Origin of the sequence: Lentibacillus sp. CBA3610 (genome assembly GCF_013373365.1) — a bacterium.
Taxonomy (GTDB): Bacteria; Bacillota; Bacilli; order Bacillales; family Amphibacillaceae; genus Lentibacillus.
In genome coordinates this window covers 3908392-3934233 of the sequence record NZ_CP035925.1, presented here as the reverse complement: position 1 = coordinate 3934233, position 25842 = coordinate 3908392, and the positions used below count along the sequence as shown (strand labels likewise).

The 25842-nt window shown below is 43.3% G+C and carries 19 protein-coding genes and 2 pseudogenes; 7 read left to right on the top strand and 14 right to left on the bottom strand.

All coding sequences use genetic code 11. From position 1 onward, the window contains the following. Positions 1-30: 30 nt before the first annotated feature. From Len3610_RS19700 to Len3610_RS19650, 11 genes and pseudogenes are all read right to left on the bottom strand, one after another. Positions 31-2220: a transglutaminase domain-containing protein gene (locus Len3610_RS19700; protein WP_176449407.1), complete on the bottom strand. Its 2190-nt coding sequence runs from the start codon at positions 2218-2220 to the stop codon at positions 31-33. Next, positions 2217-3485, bottom strand: a complete 1269-nt coding sequence (locus Len3610_RS19695) for a DUF58 domain-containing protein (RefSeq protein WP_176449406.1) — start codon at positions 3483-3485, stop codon at positions 2217-2219. The genes Len3610_RS19700 and Len3610_RS19695 overlap by 4 nt, the downstream gene beginning before the upstream one ends. Further along, on the bottom strand, positions 3482-4447 hold the full coding sequence (locus Len3610_RS19690) for an AAA family ATPase (RefSeq protein WP_176449405.1): 966 nt from the start codon (positions 4445-4447) through the stop codon (positions 3482-3484). The genes Len3610_RS19695 and Len3610_RS19690 overlap by 4 nt, the downstream gene beginning before the upstream one ends. A 142-nt stretch (positions 4448-4589) precedes the next feature. Beyond that, positions 4590-4727, bottom strand: a pseudogene (locus tag Len3610_RS22060) (zinc ribbon domain-containing protein); the annotation flags it as partial. A gap of 12 nt (positions 4728-4739) precedes the next feature. Then, positions 4740-5612 (bottom strand): RNA-guided endonuclease InsQ/TnpB family protein, encoded by an 873-nt coding sequence (locus Len3610_RS19680; RefSeq protein ID WP_255259931.1) that lies wholly within the window; start codon positions 5610-5612, stop codon positions 4740-4742. Positions 5613-5692: 80 nt separating this feature from the next. After that, positions 5693-6106 carry an IS200/IS605 family transposase gene (gene tnpA / locus Len3610_RS19675; RefSeq protein ID WP_176449402.1) on the bottom strand — a complete coding sequence of 138 codons (414 nt, stop codon included), beginning with the start codon at positions 6104-6106 and terminating at the stop codon, positions 5693-5695. A gap of 138 nt (positions 6107-6244) precedes the next feature. Beyond that, positions 6245-7741 carry an amidase gene (locus tag Len3610_RS19670; RefSeq protein ID WP_176449401.1) on the bottom strand — a complete coding sequence of 499 codons (1497 nt, stop codon included), beginning with the start codon at positions 7739-7741 and terminating at the stop codon, positions 6245-6247. Between the two features lie 591 nt (positions 7742-8332). Next, positions 8333-8485, bottom strand: coding sequence for a hypothetical protein (locus Len3610_RS19665; protein WP_176449400.1), 153 nt, complete (start codon positions 8483-8485; stop codon positions 8333-8335). Positions 8486-8499: 14 nt separating this feature from the next. Beyond that, positions 8500-9672, bottom strand: a complete 1173-nt coding sequence (locus Len3610_RS19660) for a Ger(x)C family spore germination protein (protein WP_176449399.1) — start codon at positions 9670-9672, stop codon at positions 8500-8502. Continuing rightward, complete coding sequence (locus Len3610_RS19655; RefSeq protein ID WP_176449398.1) at positions 9669-10772, bottom strand: GerAB/ArcD/ProY family transporter; 1104 nt, start codon at positions 10770-10772, stop codon at positions 9669-9671. Before Len3610_RS19655 ends, Len3610_RS19660 begins: the two co-directional genes overlap by 4 nt. Before the next feature lie 3 nt (positions 10773-10775). Continuing rightward, positions 10776-12208, bottom strand: a pseudogene (locus tag Len3610_RS19650) (spore germination protein). Between the two features lie 251 nt (positions 12209-12459). On the opposite strand from Len3610_RS19650, the gene Len3610_RS19645 reads away from it, so the two are divergent. After that, complete coding sequence (locus tag Len3610_RS19645; RefSeq protein ID WP_176449397.1) at positions 12460-13461, top strand: DUF3231 family protein; 1002 nt, start codon at positions 12460-12462, stop codon at positions 13459-13461. A 2028-nt stretch (positions 13462-15489) separates the two neighbouring features. On the opposite strand, the gene Len3610_RS19640 is transcribed toward Len3610_RS19645, so the two are convergent. The 3 genes from Len3610_RS19640 to Len3610_RS19630 all read right to left on the bottom strand — a co-directional run bounded on the left by Len3610_RS19640 (position 15490) and on the right by Len3610_RS19630 (position 18765). Continuing rightward, positions 15490-16056, bottom strand: a complete 567-nt coding sequence (locus tag Len3610_RS19640) for an SDR family NAD(P)-dependent oxidoreductase (RefSeq protein WP_255259710.1) — start codon at positions 16054-16056, stop codon at positions 15490-15492. 452 nt (positions 16057-16508) lie between these two features. Further along, positions 16509-16877 (bottom strand): DUF4181 domain-containing protein, encoded by a 369-nt coding sequence (locus Len3610_RS19635; protein ID WP_176449396.1) that lies wholly within the window; start codon positions 16875-16877, stop codon positions 16509-16511. A 709-nt stretch (positions 16878-17586) separates the two neighbouring features. Then, complete coding sequence (locus tag Len3610_RS19630) at positions 17587-18765, bottom strand: D-alanyl-D-alanine carboxypeptidase family protein (RefSeq protein ID WP_176449395.1); 1179 nt, start codon at positions 18763-18765, stop codon at positions 17587-17589. Between the two features lie 258 nt (positions 18766-19023). Between Len3610_RS19630 and Len3610_RS19625 the strand changes: the two genes are divergently transcribed. The 6 genes from Len3610_RS19625 (at position 19024) to Len3610_RS19600 (ending at position 25832) form a co-directional block, all read left to right on the top strand. Further along, positions 19024-19752, top strand: a complete 729-nt coding sequence (locus Len3610_RS19625; protein WP_176449394.1) for an ABC transporter ATP-binding protein — start codon at positions 19024-19026, stop codon at positions 19750-19752. Beyond that, positions 19749-20516 (top strand): ABC transporter permease, encoded by a 768-nt coding sequence (gene fetB / locus Len3610_RS19620; protein ID WP_176449393.1) that lies wholly within the window; start codon positions 19749-19751, stop codon positions 20514-20516. Before Len3610_RS19625 ends, fetB begins: the two co-directional genes overlap by 4 nt. 302 nt (positions 20517-20818) lie before the next feature. Continuing rightward, positions 20819-21790, top strand: coding sequence for an ABC transporter ATP-binding protein (locus Len3610_RS19615; protein WP_176449392.1), 972 nt, complete (start codon positions 20819-20821; stop codon positions 21788-21790). Between the two features lie 14 nt (positions 21791-21804). Then, positions 21805-22842, top strand: a complete 1038-nt coding sequence (locus Len3610_RS19610; RefSeq protein ID WP_176449391.1) for an ABC transporter ATP-binding protein — start codon at positions 21805-21807, stop codon at positions 22840-22842. 93 nt (positions 22843-22935) lie between these two features. Then, on the top strand, positions 22936-24738 hold the full coding sequence (locus Len3610_RS19605; RefSeq protein ID WP_255259709.1) for a peptide-binding protein: 1803 nt from the start codon (positions 22936-22938) through the stop codon (positions 24736-24738). A 125-nt stretch (positions 24739-24863) separates the two neighbouring features. Continuing rightward, complete coding sequence (locus Len3610_RS19600) at positions 24864-25832, top strand: ABC transporter permease (protein WP_176449390.1); 969 nt, start codon at positions 24864-24866, stop codon at positions 25830-25832. The last annotated feature ends 10 nt before the right edge of the window (positions 25833-25842 follow it).

Genomic DNA, 25842 nt, shown 5'->3' with positions numbered 1-25842 from the left:
AACTATTCTACTAATCAATCAGGACCTGAGTCAAGTCATGATTTGCTTCATTAAATTTTTCCATGATTGGCTTAATCTGACTGTCTCCTGATTGTCCACTTCATTTTTATAAAGCATCCGTTCATAATGCCGGGTTAATTTATTCATCGTATCTGTGCCATAACGGGAATCAATCCGATTGGCAAACTCCCGCAATGTCTGATCGGGCTTTTTAGGGAAGCCCCTGTGCGCAAGCAAATCCAGAAGACAATGATAGGCATCCTGGAAAGTTTTGCCATCATGTCGGAGCTCAAGCTTCCGGAATAAATAAGCCGTTCGCCAGCGAAATCTGGTTCGGTAGATAATAAATCCAATCAGCGCAGCCATCACCACGCCAATCAGCACATACCACCAGTTGATGGCAAAATTGCCTGAATCATTATCGTCTTGCGCTGCAGCCGTTGTTGCTTCTTCTTCCTCAGGCATCTCTTCCTGCTGGTCTTCAGGTGTTTCCATTTCCGGAGATTCCTCTTCATCACTCTGTTCTGATTCATCCAAACTCATATGGAAGTCTGTCAAATTGGAAAAGCCTTGTGTCGGCTCGAACGGGACCCAGCCCGACCCCGGAAAAAAAACTTCCACCCATGAATGGGCATTCGCATTCGTGACTTCATAAATATCATATTCTTCAGTCGTATCACCATTTTGCACAACGTCACCACCGGTAAACCCTTTTGCCCAGCGTGCCGGTATGTCCAGCGACCGCAGCATGACAACCATCGCAGTGGAGTAATTATCACAGTAGCCTGCTTGCGTTTCAAACAAAAACTGATCCACATAATCCTGGTCCTCGTCAGGAACAGGCACATCACTAATCTGGTACGTAAAACCACTTCTACCAAAATAAGATTCAATGGAAGTTGCCTTATCATAACGGTTCTCATCACCTTCCGTTACCTCCTCTGCCAGATCGTGAACCCGCTCAGGCAGAGAATCCGGTAGCTGTGTGAACCTGTCCTGAATCATTTCCGGGGTATCACCGGGATTGGTGTCACGCAGCGCATCTATATCAAATGACGGGGTTTCATACGTGATGGTATATTGATCAAGGCTCGGTCCATCTTCCTCACGCTCTGCCCTGATCTCCCCAAATTGGTGATCCAATAAAAAATCAACCGGATGCGCCGTTTCCACTTGCGAAATACCATACGGATAGACCAGCTTTTCCATATGACTGTCATCCTGAAAATCCAGCATGGTCCGATACGCTTCTGTTTCCACATTATCTGAGAATGTTTCTAACTCGATACTATTCCCGCGCTGTACTTCAAACGCCGGATCACCGGACTTTTCCCAGCCCTTGCCGGTATACACATCCTTTGTTTCCACACGCCAGTAGTGCTCATCTTGCGCTGCCGCCTGAAAAACCGGTGTGTAATCCTGGACGAACGATCCGCCCAGCCTGCTGTCATCCTCACCATATCCGACTTTTTGTATACCCGATCCAGCACCCGGACCACCGGCGTTTTCCGCAGCACTTTGAATAAATGGAACCGGATCAGGCCATTGCGGGTCAAACTTCGGTGCAGCGTAGCCGATCAATGTCGAACATAACACAACTGCTGCGAGTGGAACTGCCCATAATGGAGCTTTTTTCACCCATGAAAATCGGATCGACTCCCGGCCAATTTCCTTGAAAAAATTCGACATGCCCAGAGCTGCAAACGATACTATAAACGTACGAACAATGGCAGCCCCCGCATCATAGACGGTAAATGTATCCAATAGACTCAAATAAACAAATGTCAGCAACACAAAAATAAAAATGCGTTTCATGACAATAAACCAATAATAAAGCAAGTAGCTTAACATCCAAATCAAAAGCAAAAATAGCACGCTGCGGAATAATGGCGTTAATTCATGCCACTGCTGAGCGAACAGCGCATTGAGGTTAAATCCGATTTCCACCAGCAGCTGCTCAAACCACATACCGCTTAATAGTGGCGGTGTGATAAACAAACTGTCAATAATAAATAAGAGTCCGAATCCCTTTAAAGGTATGGAAAGCCACCATTTCACCCCAAGGAGCGAAATCAGGAAACAAAACAGTGTATATAAAATAAAAACCACCATATTGGTTACTTCACCAATTTGGTTAACCGGATACAACCACTCCAAAAATAAAATAAATGCACAAACATATAAAAGTGAGGTGTATAGAATTGGCGTATCTCTGCTCATACAATCGTCACCTCAATCATTTTCCTGGCGAGTTCATTTTCAGTAAGCACATTGACTGCAATACCTTCACCGCGGAGTTGCCGGATCAAAGTCTGCTCATGTCCGGATATCCGTGTTGAAGCCTGTATGAAGATAACAACAAATTTCTTCGTGCGCTGACGAATCTGTCTGACAACATCCGGAAACTCATTTTCCAAATGTGTTTTGACTAAAATCGTATTGGCACCTGGTGTGACTTGCATCATTTCCTCGCGCAATTTCACGGGAAAAGGGACGGTTCCGCCGGGCTGAATTTTGGTCAGGTGCCGTTTGATCCAATCTTTCTTAGTCGGATCATGAACCAATGGCAAATGAACGGTATTTTCCCCGATGGATAAAAAACTTGCCTGAGAGGTCTGTTTTTGGATTGACGCCAGCAGGGATAGCGTCAGTTCAATTCCCGTTTCAAATGCCAGCTCATTGATACCCTGATAATAACAAGCGTCCAATATAACTAACGTATCCACGCTTTTTTCCTGTTCGAATTCTTTTGTGATAACAGTATTCTTCCTGGCAGTCTGCTTCCAGTCAATCCAGGAAAATTTATCGCCCGGTGTATACTCACGGATTCCGGTCGCAACATGCGTATTCTTTAAATTCAATGCCTGTGAAGAAGCCGCTCCTTGGTCATAGCTGTTAATGCGTTCACCAATCGTAACAGGGCGTTCATTTGGAAAGGCAGCAATCTGGTCCTTAACATGAAAAATATGCTCTTTGGTCACGAGCCCGAACACATCCCCGGTCTTGATCCGTACTGCCTGCAGCTGATGTTCACCGCGCGGTATTTGTTCAATGGAATACGGCAGCTCGATGACACGGCGGAACCCTGGAAAAACAATTTTTTTAATCCTGCGGGTGATCCGCAGTTTCTCCGGTTGGCTCAGATAGCGGTACCGCTCGTTGTAATTATCCATTTTCTGCAGCGTCTCCGGAAAAAGCTCTTCACAAATACAATAGTATAATGGGAACGGAAAGGATCGTTTTATGCGCAGATTCACCTGAATAGAATCACCTGCTCTGGTGACATGGCGGGAAAGGCTCCGTGTCACGTGCCAGTTTTTAATCGGGTAGAGCAGCAACCCGATATGGTACAGAAAAATCGGCATAGCAGCAAAAAACAGAAACCAGCTAACAAACCCGCCCTGAAACATCGCAAACGAAAATAGCACCAATAATAGAAAGACCACGAAACTCAATTTGCCTATGAATCGAATGGTGCCGTTCATGAATTAAATTCCTTTCGAATCGGAACAGGAGTCATCTGAACGATATTTTCAATTACCGAATCACTGGTCAACCCATCATATTTTGCCTCGGCATTCAAAATGATACGGTGAGCTAATATGAATGGTGCCAAATATTTAACGTCATCCGGCAAAACATAATCACGTCCGTGCATGTATGCATATGCCTTTGAAGCTTTCATAAGGGCAATCGAACCACGCGGGCTCACACCCAGATAGACGGCTCGATTCTCCCGTGTTCCGGTCACTAGATTAATAATGTACGCTTGAACGTTCTTATCGATATAAACGTCTTTGATTTCTTCCTGTACAGCTATTAATTCATCTCGATCCATCACAGCCGAAATACTGTCAATCGGATGGTGTTTGGATGTGCGTTCAAGCATTTGCATTTCCTGCTCAGCCGAGGGATAACCCAGTTTCATTTTTAAAATAAACCGGTCAAGCTGTGCCTCGGGCAACGGGTATGTCCCTTCATACTCGATCGGATTTTGTGTTGCCATCACAAAGAATGGCTCTTTTAACGGAATCGTGTTACCATCCACTGTCACGTTATTTTCTTCCATCCCTTCAAGTAATGCCGATTGCGTTTTTGGTGATGTACGATTGATTTCATCTGCAAGCACAATATTACCGAGAATGGGGCCTGAACGGAACTCGAACGCCAGCTCTTTTGGGTTGTAAATCGAGACACCCGTTACATCTGCCGGCAATAAATCGGGTGTGAACTGAATCCGTCTGAAATCACAATTCAAGGATTTGGCCAGTGCCCTGACAAGCATTGTTTTGCCGACACCGGGTACATCTTCCAATAAAACGTGTCCTTCCGCTAAAAGGGCAACAAGGCTTAGTACCGTTTCTTCCTCTTTCCCGATCATGACTTCATTTATATTATCTAAAACTTTTTCAATCTTTTCATTATAGGCAGCAGTATCCTGCATCATCCGGTTAACGCCTCCCAGCTTGGAACTATTACATTTTAACTATAGTGAACTACATCGCCATTAAAATGGCGAGCTTCTCGTTTCACAGAGACGGCAACCCACCTCTCCACGAAGGCCTGTTCCGTGCCTATATGTTCTAAAATTAAGAAGCCGTTTCCAGTTTCCCTTTTGCCCTGCTTAAAATGTTTCGGGCCGCATTCACATCCCGATTTGCCGTATAACCGCAGTTTGGACAACAATGTGTACGTTCATCCAATGTTTTGCGAACCATTTGGCGGCAGTTGGAACATTCCTAGCTTGTATTTTGTGGATTCACTTGAATGACACACTTACCAGCCTCTTCCGCTTTGTAAGTCGTATACACAACAAGTGAACGCCACGAAGCATCCAGTATCCATTTTGACAGCGTCTTATGTTTAACCATGTCTTGAATGTTGAGATCTTCAAATGCAATGAGGTCGTATTGATCTGCCAGTTGTCGGCTTACTTTGTGTGCTCGGTCATGACGGCGATTTGTCAGCTGTTCATAAGCTTTTGCCAGTTGTTGCTTTGCCTTGTGCCATCGACGGGACCCTTTCTTTCGTCGTGACAGGATTTTGTTCCAATAACGAATTTTTTTCTCGGATTGTTTTAAAAAACGGTGGTTGTCGTATAAATCGCCGTTCGAGGCGGTTGCCAGATTCAGAATACCCAGGTCAATGCCGATTTCTCCGCCTGTTGATGGGGCCGGTTCCACATCAATCTCACAGGAAAAACACGCATACCATTTGTTGTTTTGACGGCGAATGGTACAAGTTTTAATCGTCCCCTCGATTTGTCGATGACACTTAATGCGAACATTGCCGATTTTGGACAGCTTGAGGCATTTCCCGTTTAGAGCGAAGCCACTTTGAGGATAGGTAAAACTATGATAGCGATTGTCACCCTGGAATCTCGGAAATCCTGCTTTCTGTTTAGCCTTCAGTCGTCGAAAAAAGGCCTGGAATGCTTTGTCAAGAAGCCCGGCAACATCCTGCAACACTTGAGATTGTATCTGCTTGTATTCAGGGACCTCCTGCTTTAATAGGGGAAGTTCCTTTTTTTGACCATAATAATGAATGGCGACACCACGTGTTTTATACAAAGATTCGCTGCTCAAGCATGGCGTATATAACTGACGGCACATCATTAATACCCAGTTTCATGCTGGCTTCTTGTTCTGGTTCGGTTCAGTTTAAACTTATACGTTTTTTTTCATTATCATCTCTACCTCCTTTTGGATTGATTCGCAATATATTTTTGGATAGCATCTTCCGAAATAGAGCCAGCCGTTTCAATATAAAAGCTACTGTTCCAAAGCCGTCCTTTCCACAGATACTGCTTTATATGAGGAAATTCCAAAAATAGTTTAGGGGCAGAAATCCCTTTTAGCATTTTCACCATATAGGAAGGAGCTACTTTTGGATGAGCGGACACAAAGGCATGAATATGGTCAAACTCATCCACTTCTATCATATGGACGATAAAACCTTTTTCTTCCGCTATATCCCGGAAAATTTCTTTGAGTCTTTTTTCGATAGCCTCGTTTAGAATTTTTCGACGATATTTCACGGACCAAACAAGGTGATAATTCATATTATAGACACAGGTTCTTGCATGGATAAGATTCTTTTTCTTCATACATTTAGTATATCATTTATAAGGTATATTAGCTATCATAATGGTTATTATTAAATGCAAAGATGGATATGAAGTGAAAGCGAAATTTTTCCACTTGTCTTCATTCTATTAATCTATTATAGGCTGTGTATTCTCATTTTAAACATTCAGCATCGGGTTGCCCTTCATGCCGTTCCAGATGTCGGATTGTTCCACCTGATAGGCCAGCTTCAACAGCATATCCTCTTTTCCTTTGGATGCCATCACTTGTACACCCAACGGCATACCTTCACCTGAAAGATGTACCGGCATAGACATAGCCGGCTGGCCGGTCAGATTGGCGAGCTGTGTAAATGGTGTATAGGTGAGGCTTGGCAAAAAGACATCCCAAATAATCGCCTGCTGCTCTGACTTATCAGCCTTTTCCATTTTTCTGCGCCATGCTTCCTGCTCTTCCCGGGAATAGGTCAACTCGCCCACTTCAGGTGCGGTAAACGCTGTTGCCGGTGTTATGAAAAAGTCATATGTCCGGTGCAAGGCCTCCATTTTTGCCGTTGCCACATCCCATGACGCCAGACTTGCTGAAAAGTCAGCGCCAGAAACAGATTTTCCCGCTTCATGCAGCAGCCATGTTTCAAGTTCCACATCATCAGGTGTGAGCTTCCTGTCAAGCGATTGTTCCAGCTTGGCTGTGACCGACGAAATTTCTCCACTGTTCATCATATAGTAATCTTGCATTAACTGAATACCATCCACATCATTATCTTTTTCCTCGACGATATGCCCGGCATTTTCCAGCCAGCGCACAGTTTTAGCAACTGCTTCACGCGCATCATCTGAAACAGGTGTTGCGACCGGTGACTGGGTTGTATAGGCAATCCTGAGCGGCTTCTCGAATGGCAGAGCCATATCCTCTTTATACTGACCTGAAAATGGCGGTGTTTGAAATGCCGCCTCTGGCTGAACGACTTGCAGGATATCGAGCAGTGCTGCACTGTCACGGACACTCCGGCTTAAGGCAAAATCAATCGAGGCTCCTTGCCACTGGCGACCGGCACCGGGACCGACCGGTGTACGTCCGCGTGTCGGTTTGAGGCCGAACAACCCGGTAAATGAGGCTGGTATCCGGATCGACCCTCCGCCATCACTCGCACCTGCTGCCGGGACAATACCGGAAGCAATAGCCGCAGCAGCCCCGCCACTGGACCCTCCCGGCGAATAGTTTGTATTCCAAGGATTGCGGGTGGGCCCATAAACTTCAGGTTCCGTAATATTTTTCAGACCAAATTCCGGCGTGTTCGTATGCCCCATAAATGAAAACCCGGCAGCTCGCAATTTGCTGACTAAGTTTGAATCGTGGTAACTGACTGCCTCTTTCATTAATTTTGAGGAAGATGTCAGCCGTTCACCTTCAAGTGACTGGGAAAGGTTTTTCAGTAACATCGGCACCCCTGCAAAAGGCTGGTCGGCATTTATGTTTTCTGCATCCGCCATTGCTCGGCTTTTACGATCATGAACAACGGCATTCAGCACGGGATTGATCTCATTCATACGCTGAAAGGCCATCTCCAAAAATTCAACCGGAGTCAATTCGTTCATTTGTATCAATTCGGCTATATCGGTTGCATCTAATTTCAAATATGTTCGCAGCTCCATTCTATTCCTCCTGATCATCTGTTACTGCCTATTGTATCATGTTATCCAACTGTTTCCGATTTTCTGATAGGCTCTTTCTTAAACTTTGTGGGTTTTAACCTCGTAGTTGAGATAAACTTCGACGTAAGTGCTTTGTTGATTTCCGTTTCGGGCAGTCGCGCACCTTAGGGCAACGCTTCAGCCTCCTCGGAAGAAAACCGCTTCCTGCTCAGGTCTAGCTGCCCGCTTTCCCGCAGGAGTCTCCTGCCCTCCACTCCAATCAACAACCACAAGAGAGTTTTCATTACACAATAAATATAATTATAAAGAACAAAACAGCGGAGGAAATACGCGGAGACTCCAGCGGGAGGATAGGCATAGGTGAGACCCCGCAGCGCGTCAGCGAGTTTTTTTCTGCGAGGAGTGCTGCTTCACCGAACACACTTGCAACACGACGAGCACGAGGAGGCTCACCAGCCGCCCGCGGAAAGCGAAGTGTATTTCCGGAGCGGTGTCATTCCACTCAACCATTATCCCTTTGTGTCACAGTTTATGGATTTTGTGTCAAAAAATAATCTTTGAGAAAACAGCCTTCTAATATGCTTGGATGTATCATGGCTGGTTATCACGTTTCTTCCAGGGAGGATCCCCGAGTTTATGCAGTTTTTGATTTACTTTATAAATCGTAAAAGGTACAGCAAAAACGATACCTGCACCCATCAGCACCCATATCTCAGGTAATCTCTCCAGTAAATCATCCCACATAGCAACACAACCCTTTAATTTTTCGTCTGATCGACAGAGCCCGAGGATTGAATATTAACAGATGCACTTACATCGATACTGGCATCCGCAAAATAGTTTTGACCGTGATCCCAATCTTCCTCGATCCCCTTCCAAAAATCATAATGATACTGATTCAAAACATGATTCACTCCTAATACATCAGTCTTTAATTCCCCTTGCACTTTATCGATTGCCTGCTTCATAAGGCTTTCCATTTTTGCCTCGGCCTTTTGCTCGAGGTCTTTCAATTTTTCCTTTGACGTCAACCTTCCTTGACCAAATGTTTCCGCAACTAATGCTTCGACATCAGTATTGACGTCAACACCGATATTCGCCTTTGATTTATTCGTTATCGTCATCGAACTGCTAATATTCATGATCTCCAGCGTTACCGTCTCATCATCCATTTCCACCTCCACTTTTCCACCATCTTTCTCACCAGTTATAAGAATATAACCTCTCGTTTCCTGTTGATTAAGGGTGCCAACCATTCGATTACTGTTGCCGTGAAAAACACCTATCCCCTCATAATCCAATGCGTCACCACTTTTAACCATTCTCGGAATAACATAGCTGCTGTTATTCAACAAATGTTCATGAAGCTCGCCAATTCTTAACGGTTGGAGGGTCCCTGCATTTTTATAACTGTTTTCCATAATTGATTGAATATGCATGACAGGCAATTGTTCATTTTCAGGCTGTATATCCAATATGTCTTTTGCCTTGCCATCAACTATAACAACATCCACTTCCCGCCGCATTTCGTGATCGCGGAGAAAAAGATCCATCACATCGGAAAACAGATTTCCCTGCTGTGCCAGCTCACTTGACACTGCGATCGTCTGAAGGTGCGGGAAAAAAGGCGAGCGGCTCGATAGTGTTGCCATTTCCCGTTGAATAGCGAACAGACTTTTACCTCTGGCTGTTATATTGGCAAAAGCTTGCTTATCAGGGCTGCCTTGACTCGGCCCACCCAACCCGGATGGTACGACAAACTGATTCGTCATGGTGACCGCATTTTCATCCGCACCGCTGTCTTCCGGCGAATCAATAGCAGAGCCGATGATAAAACCCCGATCTTCAATTTCCACACGATCCCAGCAGCCGGATAATACAACGATAATCAGCATATAAGCGACTAAGTGCAGCCCTTTCCGCTTCATCATTGGCTTTTCACACCTCTCAACCTTGCAACAATGAACAGTAATACTGTAATAACAGTTGTCACAGCCATTCCATAGTAACTGACGAATGTGCCGAACGCTGTAACTCCCGGCGTATCTTTCGGGGTCATACCGATGACATATATTATCGGAGCCAGCAGGAAAATCAGCTGCATTTTCCGGTTTTTCCGGAAAATGGAATTTAATGCGAACACGGTAACATCAAATGCCATTGCCGTTGTATTAAAAATAGCCATAATCCAAATGACAAAAAACAGTGATTCAAACCGTTCAAAAAACCCACCCGGAATTTGGACATCCTTGGCTAACTCAACAGTAGGGTACATCAGGTTACCGGCAACCAGATTTCCAAATACCGCAATACACGTGATGTAGATTAAACAATACAAGAAAACCGCAATCGACATGCCAATGCAAGCTTTCCTGGGCACGTTTTCCGGTTTCCTGACCAGCGCGGTATAAAATAACAAAATACCAATCCCCAGGAAAGAAAAAATGCTTTGTTTAAGCGCTTCCCAATGCCCGCTCACATCCGTTTTAAAAACAGGAAGCAAATTTCCCGCCTCAAACAGTCCGGTCGTTAACAACATTACAAGAATTGAAATGACTAAAATAATCGGAAAGAACATCATATTCAGCCGAAACAGCCCCGCCCGCGTTCCGGAGACAGCATAGACAACAACCAATAAAAAAGACAGACCCACTACTCCATATGGTGTCTGATCAAACAAATACTGTGTTGCAACATCAGCGATGACACGTGTCTCATAAGCTGCCAGCATAAGCCCCTGAACGGCTAATAGAAATGTGAACATAATTCCAAGCGGCCTGGACGTTATCAACGTTGCATAATCAATAAAATTTTGCCGGGGAAATTGTGAGGCCAGTTTTGCCACCAGCCATGTCAAGAGGAGCACAAGGACCCCACCGGCGATTATTGTCATAAGACCATCCACAGCGATTGTCGGATTGGCTATATACCTCGGCATTGATAACACACCAACTCCAATGACTATCGAAGGGACAGCAATCATAATTTCTCTGTCACCTATGATATTATCGGCATACTCAAACCGCTCCATGACCTATGTGTCCCCTTTATTCGTGGATTCGTCATCAATTGATTTCAAATAAGATGGTCTTCTCGTGCGCATCGTAATGGGCGCCCGTAAAACGAGATCTTTCCAGTCCCGGAAAAAGCTCGGGGAATATGGTGTCGAGTAAGGTATCCCAATGCTCTTTAAATTCACGATATGAATATTGATCATAATATAAACAAGAATGATCCCATAAAGCCCAATATGGCAGCTGCTAACATAAAACCAAACCGCAGCAGCCGGAATGCTATCGCCATACTATACGATGGAATGGAAAATGAGGCAATCGCCGTTACCGCTACCACAATGACCATAATGGGGCTGACAATCCCAGCCTGTACAGCTGCCTCGCCGATTACCAATCCCCCTACAATCCCGATTGTATTACCAATTGTCCTCGGCAGCCTTGCCCCGGCCTCACGGAGCAGTTCCATAGTCAGCGCCATCATCACCGCTTCAACCGCTGCCGGAAAAGGGACACCTTCCCGTGTAGCCGCAATCGAAAAAGCAAGATTAGACGGAATCATACCCTGATGAAACGATAATAGCGCAATATATAATGAAGGTAAAAACATGGCAAGAAAGGCTCCCAGATAGCGCAGTGCCCTGAGAAATGATCCAATCATCCAGCGTTCGTAATAATCTTCAGGAGATTGCATGGCATTCCCGATTGTAAGCGGGGCAATCAAAGCAAAAGGGGTTCCATCAAGGATAATGCCCACCTTACCCTGCAAGAGAGCAGCAGAAACTTTATCAGGCCTTTCCGTATTTACCAGCTGCGGAAAAGGTGATAAAAAACTGTCTTCAATCCACTCCTCAACAAAGCCGGACTCCGGTGCATCATCCAAATCGATCGATTCGAGTCTCCGATTAATTTCCTGAGTCAAATCCGGGTGAACGATCCCCTCAACATATGTAACGACTAATTTTTTCTTGGAACGTCTGCCAATTTCATGGGATTTAAATCTTAAATTTGGATCGCGTATTTGCCGGCGAATCAGCATCGTATTCGTTCGCAAATCTTCAGTGAAGCCTTCACGCGGCCCCCGGATCAGTGATTCAGAAACCGGTTCCATAATGGCACGCATTTCCCAGCCTTTTATATTAACGATTAAAGCTTGATCGATCCCATCCAGATAAACTAATGTACTGCCATACAAAAGATGATTGGTTATCACATCCAAATGATCGCCCCTGCTGACATCAGCAACCGAAACGAGTTCCTTCTCCATGTCATCCAGGACCGGGCCCGGCCTATTAGGAAGGTTTTCTTTTTCCACAAACAGCTGGAGATTTTTCATCAGGTTACTATTAATTTGCTGCTTATCTGCCAGGCCGTCAATATAGATAACGGCACACCGAAAATTCGACTGCCCGAGGGATACCTCTCGAACGACCAGATCACCTGGCTCTTCCAGCATCTGTTTTAATACGGCCAGGTTTTTATCCAGGTTCTTTTTTAGATGAATTGGAAACGCCTGCGCTTGGTTAGCATTTTCATCATGTTTTTGTCTCGTCTTAAATAAAGAACCAAGTCTCATCCCATTACCCCATTTTGCTTTGTCATTCACCCTTTGGTTTCCCTAAAATTGATGATTTATACGGTATAAGACTTTTCATTACTGCCAAACTAAACGTGAAATTGTGTCATATGAAAAGGAGGACAAAATTCATGCCGGCAAATACGAAATTGACCTCAGCTGAAATATCACAAACATGGGGAGCGTATTTGAATACCAGTTTAAGCAACAAAGTGTTAATGTATTTCCGTGCAAAAGTGGAAGATGCTGATATCCGTCCGATAATTCAAGAAGCTTTCAACCTTTCGCAATCCCACATAAATCAATTAACAGCTATTTTTGAAACGGAAGGCATCCCTGTACCATATGGCTTTAGGGATGAAGACGTCAATACCGATGCCCCAAGACTCTATTCGGACAATTATTTTCTGCAGCATATTATGCAACTGGGACAATTGGGCATGCAATCCTATTCCATGGCCATCAGCGGTTCCACCCGCCCGGATATTTACGCATTTTTCACAGAAGGGTTTTCCGATTATAATCAATTGCATCAGCGCGCTGTCACGACTGCCCTTTCAAAAGGTATTTATACCAGACCGCCAACGATACCAACACCGACCAGGCGTGACTTTGTCAAAAAACAAAACTTCCTGACAGGTTGGTTCGGTAAGCGTCGGCCATTGCTTGCTGTTGAGGTAGCCAACCTGTTTGAAAACATTCAGCGAAATGCATTGGGTGCCGCAACAATAACCGGCTTCAGCCAAGTGGCAAAGTCAAAAGAGGTGCGTGACTATTTCAAGCGAGGCGTGGACATAGCCAATAAACATGTGGAGATATTCAGCTCAGTTTTACGGGAAGACGACATCGTTGCACCGAGTGGATCCGACACATTTGTCACAGCTGAATCAACCAATGCGCCTTTTTCGGATAAATTAATGATGTTTCATACAACAGGAATGATTACACTTGGGATTGGATTTTATGGGTTGAGCATCTCAACGAACATCCGCAGAGATTTGGCGACACACTACTTGCGCCTGACGGAAGAAATCATGTTATATTCCGAGGACGGTGCCAACATCACGATCGATAACGGATGGCTTGAAGAACCGCCCCGAATGGTCGACCGCAATAAGCTTGCCAATGATTAGAAAGAAGGCATATTTCCAAAAGTGCCTGTTTGGCAGCGTGAAAGGAGAAAATGTGATGACACATCAACATATACATGATAAAGGTTATAGGGCAACCTCGATACGCAGCAATATCTGGATATCGGAACCAATTACAGCAGACAACATTAATGACGGTAAAAGGTAAACGAAACACGCAAAAAAAAAACAAAAAACAGAGATAAACTTGAAATGCTGCTGTGGATATTGCCCTGCCCGGCTTTGGACAGTATTAAAATCATAAATTTAAAGGATTTTACTTATGCGTTAGAATTCATTATCATGTATAACGGGAACTTTAATGAAATCATCCTTTTAGCTTTTCATGGGTGAATTCAGGAAGCTACAACCAGACGAATTACGGATGGCTGATGTTTTATCCGTTGTTCTCTCTTTGCAATTGTGGTGCATATAAAGAAGGGGAAGGCGAAGTAAGCCATACGCCTGGTCCATTCGTATTTTTTCAGCCTATTTCGTAACAGTAGGATTAATTTTTTCACCAACATTCACCCTGTTCGGACAAACTGATTGGACCCATGTGGCTCCTATTGCTCGGAGGGATTGCCGCCGGGGCTGATTTGTTGGCGCATCATTCGCTGGCTGCTGTTAAAAGGCTGGAGATGAACACATTAATTAAAACCTCATTCAGGAGGGAGGCTTTGCTATGGCAAGTCAGGCAGATAGTTTACCCCAAAGGTTTTTGTTTTTGCCACAAAATCCATAAACTGCGACACAAGTACTACTGTTTTTTTTTAGAATAGCTTGTTACGATGCAGCTGGCATGAAATGATTTGTTAGGAAGACGATTAAAAAGGACTTGAGAAAGTTCTCGATTCCAATATTGTTTAATAATATTGTATAAGAGTGCTTTAATGACAGCAACCCCTTAATAACTTATTTCCCCAGATACTTGTTAGACTCATTCTGTTCACGCATTATATTCCGCAAGCACAATATGGCCCAAATCCGGAATAGTTTATCAGAAAAACCCAATAAGGAGATTTGGTTTCCAAGACTTGCTCAGATACTAAATAAGCCTCTATTTTGCCCTCATAATTGACCAACCGACATGATTCGGCTTCCATTCCATCCCAATCATCATACTCGCCAAGATAAGCTTTTCCAGCGATATTCGAGCACTTTCCACTTGATGGCTTCGGCAACTTAGGACGCCCATTGTGCAGCCACATCTTTTTAGAAATTGTACCTTAAGCTTATTGTTGGCCACATGCCAGCGAGAGTTAATAGCACATTACGTTGTCCACCCTCTTAATATCATCAAATTAACTCTGGATTTAGTCATATTGCTCATCAACGAAAAACTCCTCTGGCTCGCTCCATGATTTTCCTTGACGACTGATCTTGGCATCCGCGCATAGTGTTTTTTTAGCATTGAAAACCACACAGCTGTGTAACGTTACAACAGTCAGCTTCTTATTTCTTCTGACCATAAGTGTTTCAGAAAGGCCCGATGAGCAATAATGCGGGCAATGTTTTGTTCGCGTAAACGTCCGTTTACAGAAATACACGGACACTTTTTTGTTTCATTCTTTAATTGGCAAAAACGCAATCAGAACACTTATCGCAAAATAACTAAAACGCAATCAGTAGAATTATGTACATTGAATTCAAAAGTTGAAAGTCTCTTGGCTTTTAATTTTTTTCTAAATATGATAAAAAGAAACCAGCACTAATAATAAGTACACAGATACACACGTATAATTTTCAGCAAAAGAATCAAAAAATATTAACTCCTTCCCCTTGGCACAATCAGCCCGTTTCCGCAATGATAGGGTGCTATCCTATCTTGATAAGCGCCCTTTTAATGGAGTACTAACTGAGATACCCCCCATTTTATATTATCAATGTTTGCTCCTGTATAATGCTTTGATTTATCCGATAAAGAAGGTTACGGTGTCAGCTACATCTTTCTGGCTTCACAGGTGTATTATGAGTTGGTGATTTAAATAACTCCTCTTTTTCTCCAATCAGGTATCGACCCCATCCATGTCAGTTGCTAAAACCCATCGTAGGAAGCACCGCATTCACTCTTATTAGTGGAGAAAAATTCATTGCACAGCTTTTGGTTAAACCCAATATTGCGGCTTTCGATGAACCATAGATGGCATCTGAACTTCCTTCCATCCCAGAAACTGAAGTTATATTAGTAATGACCCCCTCACGCTGCTGTCTGAACATTAACCTTGCGAATAACTGTGAAAAATAAATATAGCCTTTAACATTTATATCTAAAACATCATCAATTTCATCGACTGGATAATCTAGAATACTTTTCGCCAAATAGATCCCGGCATTATTAACTAAGCTTTCAACGTCAGAATGATTTGCTTTTATATATTCAAAAAAATTAGAGACCTCTTTATAATTACTTACATCCAGTTGATATGTATGTAAAGCATCGTTTCTATTGGTTAGTTGCTTCTTTAAATCGTTTAACGATTGTTCATTAATATCACATGCAATCACTGACGCCTGATGACGTAAGCATTCTTTAACAATTGCTTTTCCTATGCCAGAACCCGCACCTGTAATGATTATCTTTCTACTTTCCAACAATTATTAACCCTTCTCTCATTCATATGAATAAAGCTAAAGTGCTTAACAATTCTTTCAGACCTCTGTTATTTTCACAAAGCGTTATTCCGTTAAATCGCCCTATGATGCAATATAGCGCTAATCCTTATTAGGGAAAAGCGCCCATTAATTTAAGATTTAGAACTCTAATCAATGTACTTTTCTACAGAATGATCATCTGCAAATTTTATAAGCTTCTTTGAGCTGCAAATAAGAAGTAATCCAAATCCAAGTATTGTAAATCCCAAAAGCCAATATAAGTTGTAAAAGGTTCCATAGATAATTGACGCAAAAAATAAAAATGTCAAAATACCGATCCCGATAATGGTGACCACACAGCCAATGATCAGTATAAAACTGGAGAAAAATTCTATAATGCTTTTCAATGAAAAAACCAACCTAACAGTATTCCGGATTTGCGCCCTTCGTATTGCTTAAATAAAATTAAAGTAATCCGTTACCCCATAGGTAACCAATCCTAAAATAGATAAGACACAAGTTATAGCACTTAAGAGATATGTTTTACTTTCTTTTTGATAAATCCATTTCATTATGGTACGAAAAGCGAACACAGCGGTCATACCAACAAAAATAAGTATTCCGAGATGTAAGAATTCATTTATTACTATGGTCATCACAATAAAACTGGTCCAATAGAGTATTTTTTCACCATATTTATGTAGTTTATTTACGTATTTTGTACCTAAATCGGATTTCTCTATATTAAATTTCGCTATTAGATTTCGATTGATAAATTGATCTAAAACCAGAATAGCAATTAGAATAATAATAAGGACTGCCATTTTATATGCCTCCCCTTATAGCCCATCACCTTATTTCATAATCGCGCCCGTTAATTTAAGAATATCTCTTATTAAAAAGTCTCGTTTGGTAATGTCGTTGTTTAAACAAGGTCACCTTTCATACGAATCTTGTTCGCAATCAATAAGATTAACCAGCATACGACCACGGAGAGAAGGAGGGATGAAAGCTATGGTGTATTCAAGGATTCAGAAATAGTCTATGTGGATCCCAATAGAGAGTTTATCTATGACCAACATACTTCGTCTACCTCATAGTCTTCCGAGGAGTCCGCCTCACCCGTTAAACATGAAAAACATCCTTGATGAGCGACTGCACTGCCTATCGCCCATATTTCCTGACCGCAGTTGATACAGGTCGCTCCATTTTTCTTATCCTTAACTGCTTGTTTAAGATTTTTCTTAAACCGGTTTGGTTCTTCTCCAGGATTATTCTTGCAATGCTTATTCACATACGATTCTATTGAAATGGGTACCATTGATGACTTCCTTTCTTATGCCTTTTCCTTATTTTATCGCAATTGTTTATGTATGTTAATTGGTATGCTGTTTCATTGTATAAATTGAAATAAAGACTGTTATATCAATAAAAAAGGGGATACTAAATCGCTTGTGATTTGTATCCCTGAGTTTTATGTTATTTTGTATGTTCTCTCCTTGAACTGAACCCGTTAAGTTTACATAAAGAGCCTTATATAAAGAGCTTTTCCCGCTTTTGTTTCCGTTTGCGACGGTACACTAAAGCCATAATACCAACGATTATCACGATGAACGGCAGAACAATCATTAGCGAGCTGCTGTCCAATATTGAGTCTTCCTTAACATCTTTTTCAGCTGATGCCGCTGGAAGATTTTCATCATTATTTTCTAACTGGAAAGAAGAAATGACCTTACCATTTTGATCAATCAGCTTAAGTAAGCCTTCATCACTGACCTCTTGACGCACGTCCCCGTCCGAATCATGTGTATATGTTACCGTTTGCGGCAATTTATATTCCTGGTTGCCGGCCTCAAAAGTTGTACCTTCATCAAGCGTGGATTGCTCGAAATTGTCAAATCCATAGTCTAATAGATTCGTTGTATCCTCATACGCCTCTTCCTGCATATTGGCCTTTAATGTGATGACGACCAGATTTAAGTCATCTCTTTGTGCTGAAGTTGCCAGCGTATACCCTGATTGGTTAACAAAGCCTGTTTTCCCGCCGGTTACGCCATCATAAGGCATTTCCCGCATTAACTTGTGATGGGTCAAAAGCGTCGTGTCCCATGATTTTCCATTCCAATCCATTTCAACTGTCCCGAAGATTTCCCGGAATGTTTCATTTTGCATGGCATATTGAGTTATTTGGGCTAAATCTTCTGCTGTTGTTACATGATCAGAATCAAAAAGACCATGGGGGTTTTCAAAATGCGTGTTTTGTACGCCGATTTTATGCTGCAAGTATTCGTTCAGATCAGATGCAAACTGCTCGACACTGCCGCCCACATGTTCAGCAATTGCCACACCCGCGTCATTTCCGGAATTAATCAGCAATCCTTTAACAAGCTTCTCCAACGTGACCTCCTCGTCCTCCTCAAGATAAACCCTGCTCCCCTCGGTATTTCTCGCATTCTCACTGACCGTTGCCGTTTCATCAAGGTCAGCTGTCTCAATAACATAAATGGCTGTAGCGATTTTCGTTAAACTGGCCGGATACATAGAGGCATCTGCATTCTTTTCATAGAGGACGTTACCAGTCTCAGCATCAATCATAATCGCGGCTTCACTTACAATAGAGGGAGCTGTATCATCTGATTCAGCCTGGGCGACAGTCGTGAAAAGTGGATTTAAGGCTAGGATAGTTGTTAACAATAATAAAATTTTCTGCACAATAACACCTGCTTTACGCTCTTAAACATTCTACTTTTCAATTCTATTATATTTTTGTCGAATTTTTGGCTTGTTTAATAAATTGTTATCTGATTGTAATAGGTAAATATTGGTTTGGTAGAGGCTAAATTGTTATGGTTATGTAACGGATAATAATTATAATGGATAAGGGAACAATATCCTCTTAGGTGAAGACTCTTTTCATAAATACAACAATCTTTTAGAATACAGCTTTAGCGAAAGAAGGATGTGAGGTAGATGACAGCTGATGCGAGTGCCATAACGTTTGAAAATGTGAATTACTCCGCAGAGGATATACATATTTTGAAAAGTATTACAGGGAGTGTTCCAGAGGGGAAAATCACAACGTTAGTCGGCCCTTCCGGTGCAGGCAAGACAACGTTGTTTAAATTATGCAATGGGCTGCAGTCTCCGGATTCAGGTAATATTTTCGTCAAAGGCAAACAAATCGACCATTATGAACCTGTCGAATTACGCCGGAGTGTCGGAATTGCTCTGCAAAAAGCAACAATGATCAGCGGCAGCGTCCGGGAAAACCTGGAGCTTCCCTTGAAATTACAGGAGTCGGAATTGGCGGTAGACCGTGCTAAGGAATTGTTGAACATGGTCGGTCTGGATGACACATTTTTACAAAAGAAAACGAAAGACTTATCAGGTGGTCAACGACAAAAGTTATCAATCGCCCGTACGCTTGTGAACCGGCCGGATATTCTGCTGCTTGATGAGATCACATCATCACTGGACAGTGTCTCCCGTCAGGATATTGAAGAACTTATCATCAAAATTAACAATCAAAACGGCACAACCATTCTATGGATCACCCACAATTTGCAGCAGGCATTATCAATCGGTGATTATACCTGGGTTATGATGGACGGGGAAGTCGTGGAAACCGGTGAAAGCAGTTTCTTAAGAAATCCGCAGAATGATAGGGTAAAGCAATTTGTAAGAGGTGAAATCGAATGAGCTTCCTAACATTAGCTATCTCACTGCTGTTTGTCATCATCCCGATCATTTTATCCAAAACCCTGAACCTTGGCCTGGAAAAAGATACAATCATTGCATCGGTTCGGTCCATCATCCAGCTGCTTGCCGTTGGTTATGTTCTGCAGTTTGTATTTGATTATGAGAATATGCTCTATATCATACTGATGGTCGTGCTCATGATTGTGGCTGCTACACATAACGCTCAGAGAAAAGGTGCCGGCATTAAGGGGATTATTTGGAAACTGGTCGTCACATTTATTTTTGTGGAAGTTCTGACACAGGCTATTTTGCTCGGACTGAGCATAACACCACCAACTGCACAATATATTATCCCAATCAGTGGAATGGTCGTCGGCAATTCAATGGTGCTTGCCATCCTGTTCCTCAACCGCTTCACGTCCGAAATCGAAACACATCAGGACCAAACCGAGCTCATTTTATCACTCGGCGGCACACCAAAGCAGGCCATTCACAGTCAACTTATCACGTCCATTCAGGCGAGTACGATTCCAACGATTGAAAGTCAAAAAACAATCGGACTCGTCCAGCTGCCGGGGATGATGAGCGGTCAAATTATCGCCGGTGCCGACCCGGTTCAAGCGGTACTTTTCCAGCTGCTCGTTCTTTTCCTTCTATTAACAACCGCTGTCGTCACCAGTATCATGCTGGGTTATTTATCCTACCCTACCCTGTTTAACCAGCGCATGCAGCTGATTCAGGACAGTGATGTTCAATCCGATTGAAAAGACTTTCATTCAGTGGAGCGGTCTTCTCCACTGAATGCTATCCCTTCCTCCCCAAAGGTTACTGTTTGTTACACAGAATCCCTCCTTTCATATGGATAGCGACTTTGAGCCTACCCTTCCAAATCACCAGCATAATGCTTGTGAAATGGAATATAATACTAACAATATATTTCCCAACTTTCCGTAAATAAGTAAAATTTCCCATTTTTAAATTAAAAGAGTATTGCAAATAAAACAAACCATGGTATAATTTGTAATGTGGGAATTGACTGAAAAATCTTTTATCGGGGGTGAGGCGGATGACGCAAAAACCGTTACTGGAAGTTGAAGGACTGAAAACATATTTTTATCTGGACGATGATATGGTTGCCAAAGCCGTTGATGGGGTTGATTTTACAGTATCTCCGGGCGAAACCGTGGCAATCGTCGGGGAATCAGGAAGTGGTAAAAGCATCACCTCACTGTCCATTATGCAACTCATTCAAAAACCGGGAAAGATTATTGAAGGGACGATTTCACTGGAAAATGATAATCTGCTGAAAAAGTCCGGTAAACAGATGACAAAAATCCGCGGAAATGATATTGGTATGATTTTCCAGGAGCCAATGACCGCATTAAATCCTGTCTATACAATTGGCAATCAAATTACTGAAACATTAAAAAAGCATAAGAAATTGTCCAAAAAAGAAGCACACCAGCGAGCCATTGAACTATTGAAAGTTGTTGGTTTTCCAAGGGCGGAGAAAATCATCGATGAATATCCGCATCAGCTTTCAGGTGGAATGCGTCAGCGAGCGATGATTGCCATGGCCATTTCGTGTGACCCGAAATTACTCATTGCCGATGAACCGTCAACAGCTTTGGATGTGACCATTCAGGCTCAAATATTGGATTTACTGGCAGAAATGAAAGAAAGACTTGATATGGCCATTCTGCTTATTACGCACGATTTAGGTGTCGTTGCCGAATATGCTGATCGCGTCCTCGTCATGTATGGCGGTCAGATTGTTGAAAAAGCTTCAGTGGAGCAGTTATTTGAAAATACGAAACATCCGTATACAACCGGTCTCCTCGAAAGCCTGCCAGACATAGATAAAGAGATGGACAGACTCGGTGCAATAAAAGGCACTGTCCCGCCGGCACACAGTTTTCCCAAAGGATGCCGCTTTTCAGACCGCTGCCCGCATGTGATGGATCACTGCTATGAATCGAATCCCGAATTACGTCAAGTCGAATCTGATCATCATGTCCGTTGTTTTCTCTATGAATAAGGGGGTTACATAAAATGAGTCTTTCAGAGCAAGAGGTGCGTGAGAAAGTAACTGAAAATAAAGAAAACAGTGATCATGAAGTACTTGTCCAAGCTAAACATATTAAAAAATACTTTCCGATTAAAGGTGGCATCTTTAAACATACTGTCGGGCATGTCAAAGCAGTTGATGATGTTTCACTCTCGATTAGCAAGGGAGAGACACTTGGCATCGTCGGTGAATCAGGATCAGGCAAATCAACACTGGGACGTGTCATTCTCCGGCTGCTTGAGCCAACTGAAGGTGACATCATATTTGAAAATAACGATATATCACACCTCAGTAACCGAAAACTCCGGGATTACAGGAAAAATATGCAAATTGTTTTTCAGGATCCTTTTGCTTCCCTGAATTCCAAAATGAGTGTTGGCGAACTGGTTGAAGAACCACTGCTTGTGCAAACTTCTTTAAGTAAATCGGAACGGAAAGAAAAAAGTACTAAATTATTGGAAAGGGTTGGATTGCGCGCAAGTGACCGCATGAAATATCCACATGAATTTTCCGGCGGACAGCGCCAGCGCATAAGTATTGCGCGTGCCCTGACTCTTAACCCGAAATTTATTATTTGTGATGAACCTGTCTCCTCCCTGGATGTTTCAATTCAGGCCCAGGTTCTGAACTTAATGGCTGATCTGCAGGATGAGTTTAATTTAACCTATCTGTTCATTGCGCATGATTTGAGTGTTGTCAAACACATCAGTGATCGTGTAGCTGTCATGTATCTCGGGCGAATCGCCGAGATTGCACCTAAAGGTTTACTTTACGATAACCCGCTGCACCCATATACACAGGCATTATTGTCGTCAATACCATCAACAAACGTCCGGAGGCGCCGTGAGAAGATTAAATTGTCGGGAGATTTGCCAAGCCCCGCCAATCCACCATCCGGATGTGCATTCCGAACACGATGTCCATACGCACACGAACGATGCTCAGTGGAACGGCCGGAACTAAAACATTATCATAACGGCCATTATGTCGCATGCCATCTATACGACGGCCCTGACACATGACAAGCGGGTGTTGATTATAAACAGGAGGTGATGTCTGACGTTCAATGAACAGCTGAGTGTCCGTCTTTTGAAAAACTAAAAGGGGTGAATACATTGAGATTGAAAAACAAATGGTTCATATTTCTTATTTTTGTATTAGCGTTTGGACTGTTTCTGGCTGCCTGCAGCGGGGACTCTGCCAGTGAGGGGGATGCAGAAGAACCTGAAGAAGGCAGTGATACCGAAGAGGAAGAACCGGCTTCTGATGAGCCGCAAATGGGCGGTACACTGACAGGTGCTATGGACACTGCGCCTGCTGGTGTCTTTAACCCGATTTTTTACGAAGAGGCCTATGAAGCGAATATCCTGGATTTCACACATGAATCGCTTCTCAGTCAAAATGATAGTCTTGAATTTGAACCACATTTAGCCAATGACTGGGAAATTAATGATGACCAGACTGAGATCACATTAACACTTGAGGAAGGCGTTACATGGCACGACGGTGAATCGTTCACAGCAGATGACGTTGTCTATACGTACAAAGCCATGTCCAGTCCCGGCTATGTGGAAGCAGGCGGTATCCGTACCGAATATGTTGTGAGGCTGCTTGGATACGAAGAATTTAATAATGGTGAAACGGATGAATTTGAAGGGGTTGTTGCTGAAGACGATCATACGGTCACCTTTAAATTTGCCGAGCCGAACGTAACGATTTTAAAAGATGTGAACTTCCCGATCATTCCAGAACATATCTTTGGGGATGTACCAATTGATGAGATGACTGAGCATCCTGCCACATTAAATGCAGGGGAAGTCATTGGTACCGGTCCATTTAAATTTACGGAGATGCTGGAACGTGAACAATACATCCTTGAAAAGAATGCTGATTATTGGAAGAGTGAACCATACCTTGATCAAATTGTCTGGCAAGTAGTCGATCAATCAGTCATGCTTGGTTTGCTTGAAAATGGTGAAATCGACTTTATCGGTGATCCAAGTGGTGTACCGGCACCTGATTTTGAAACAGTAGATGCGCTTGATCATGTTGAAATCATTGAACAAACCGACTTCGGCTATCAGCTGATGGGATTCATCATGAATCACCGGCCGGATTCACAAGTCGAAAGCGGGGAACTTAATCCGGACGAGTGGATTCCAAATGAAGATATGAGCAATCAGCAAGTGAGGCAGGCCATGGCCTATGCCATCGACCGCCAGGCCATTGTTGATAATCTGTTGCATGGTCACGGATCTATGATTAATGCACCAATCGCACAGCAATTCTGGGCATACGATGAGGACGCAGCTACTCAATATGAATATGATCCTGAACAGGCCGAGGCACTGCTGGACGAAGCAGGTTATGAGGATACGAATGATGATGGTTACAGAGAAACACCTGATGGCGAGGAATGGGTTGTGAACCTGAACTATCCGACAGGTAATCAGCTTCGTGAAGACTCAGCACCAATCATAGCTGATTTCCTTGAGCAGGTCGGTATCCAAATTGACCTGCGCCAGCCAACCGAAATGACAGCTTTCCAGGAAAACCTGACGGACAACAACGAAGATTGGGACCTTTATCTGCTTGGCTGGAGCCTGGGAAGCGGTGATCCTGATCCATCCGCATTGTGGGGAACCGAGGCTGCGTACAACTTCTCCCGTTGGAACAATGACGATTCTGAGCAGTTAATGGCAGAGGCTATGCAGCCACCGGAGGCATTTGAGCAGGAATACCGTTCGGAAAAATACAGTGAATGGCAGGCTGAGTTTTCAGAGGATCTGCCAGCTCTTCTCCTTTATGCACAAAATAAAATTTATGCGTTCAATGAACGAGTGAATGGTGTTGAACCGATGCCATATTCGTTCAATAATGATCCTGAGTTATGGTGGGTATCTGAATCTGAAGAGTAATGTTGGATGATTATGGTGAAAGAGCGTGCGAGTTCCGCCGCATGCTCTTTCTTTCATTCACTAAAAATACATGATACCGCCTTTAGGGGCTCACAAACATCCAGTTCTGGGAGGGGGGAAAGATTGTGTACAAATATATTATCCGTCGTATACTCGTGTTTATTCCCATGCTGTTTGCCTTAACCGTTATCGTATTCGGACTGGCCATGGCAGCACCCGGGGATGCCATATCAGGAAACGAGCTCGCTGATCCGAATGTCGATCCGGAAGTGTACGAGCAGCAGCGGGAAGCGTTGGGACTGAATGATCCGGTACCTGTTCAGTATTGGGATTGGATTAGTTCTGCAGCACAGGGAGACTTCGGAAATTCACTGGTCTATAACGGCCGTTCCGTAGCTGAGCTGATTGAAGAACGGTTTGCCAACACCCTTTACCTTGGGCTTTTTTCACTGGGTATAACCATTCTTGTCGGCATTCCTATCGGTATATACTCGGCACGGCATCCTTATTCACTGTTTGATTATGGTGCGACGGGATTTGGGTTTCTCGGCCTGGCTATCCCGAATTTCTTCTTCGGGCTGATTGCCATCTATTTACTGTCCATTCATTTGGGCTGGTTCCCGGCACAAGGGACACTTTCCGGACCAGGCCAATCCGGCTTTAATGAACTGTCGGACCGGATTCACCATATGATTTTACCCGGGATAACACTTGGCCTGGCGGGAACAGCAACCTATATGCGCTACATGCGTTCGGAAGTTCTGGATGTCCTTGGCAGTGACTATATCCGTACGGCAAGAGCTAAAGGGATGAGTGATACGAATGTTCTCTACAAACATACACTCCGCAATGCCCTTATTCCAATTATTACGTTAATGGGATTTGAGATTGGTGTTTTATTAAGTGGTGCGGTCATCACTGAGCAAGTCTTTCAGTATCCGGGGATCGGTACACTGTTTTTAAACTCGGTCACAAATCGTGATTTCCCGGTAGTCATGGCGATTGCTCTCATACTGGGAACACTCATTCTAATAGGCAATTTGATAGCCGATATTTTATACAGCATTATTGATCCGAGAATCCGTTACGATTGAGGTGAATCAT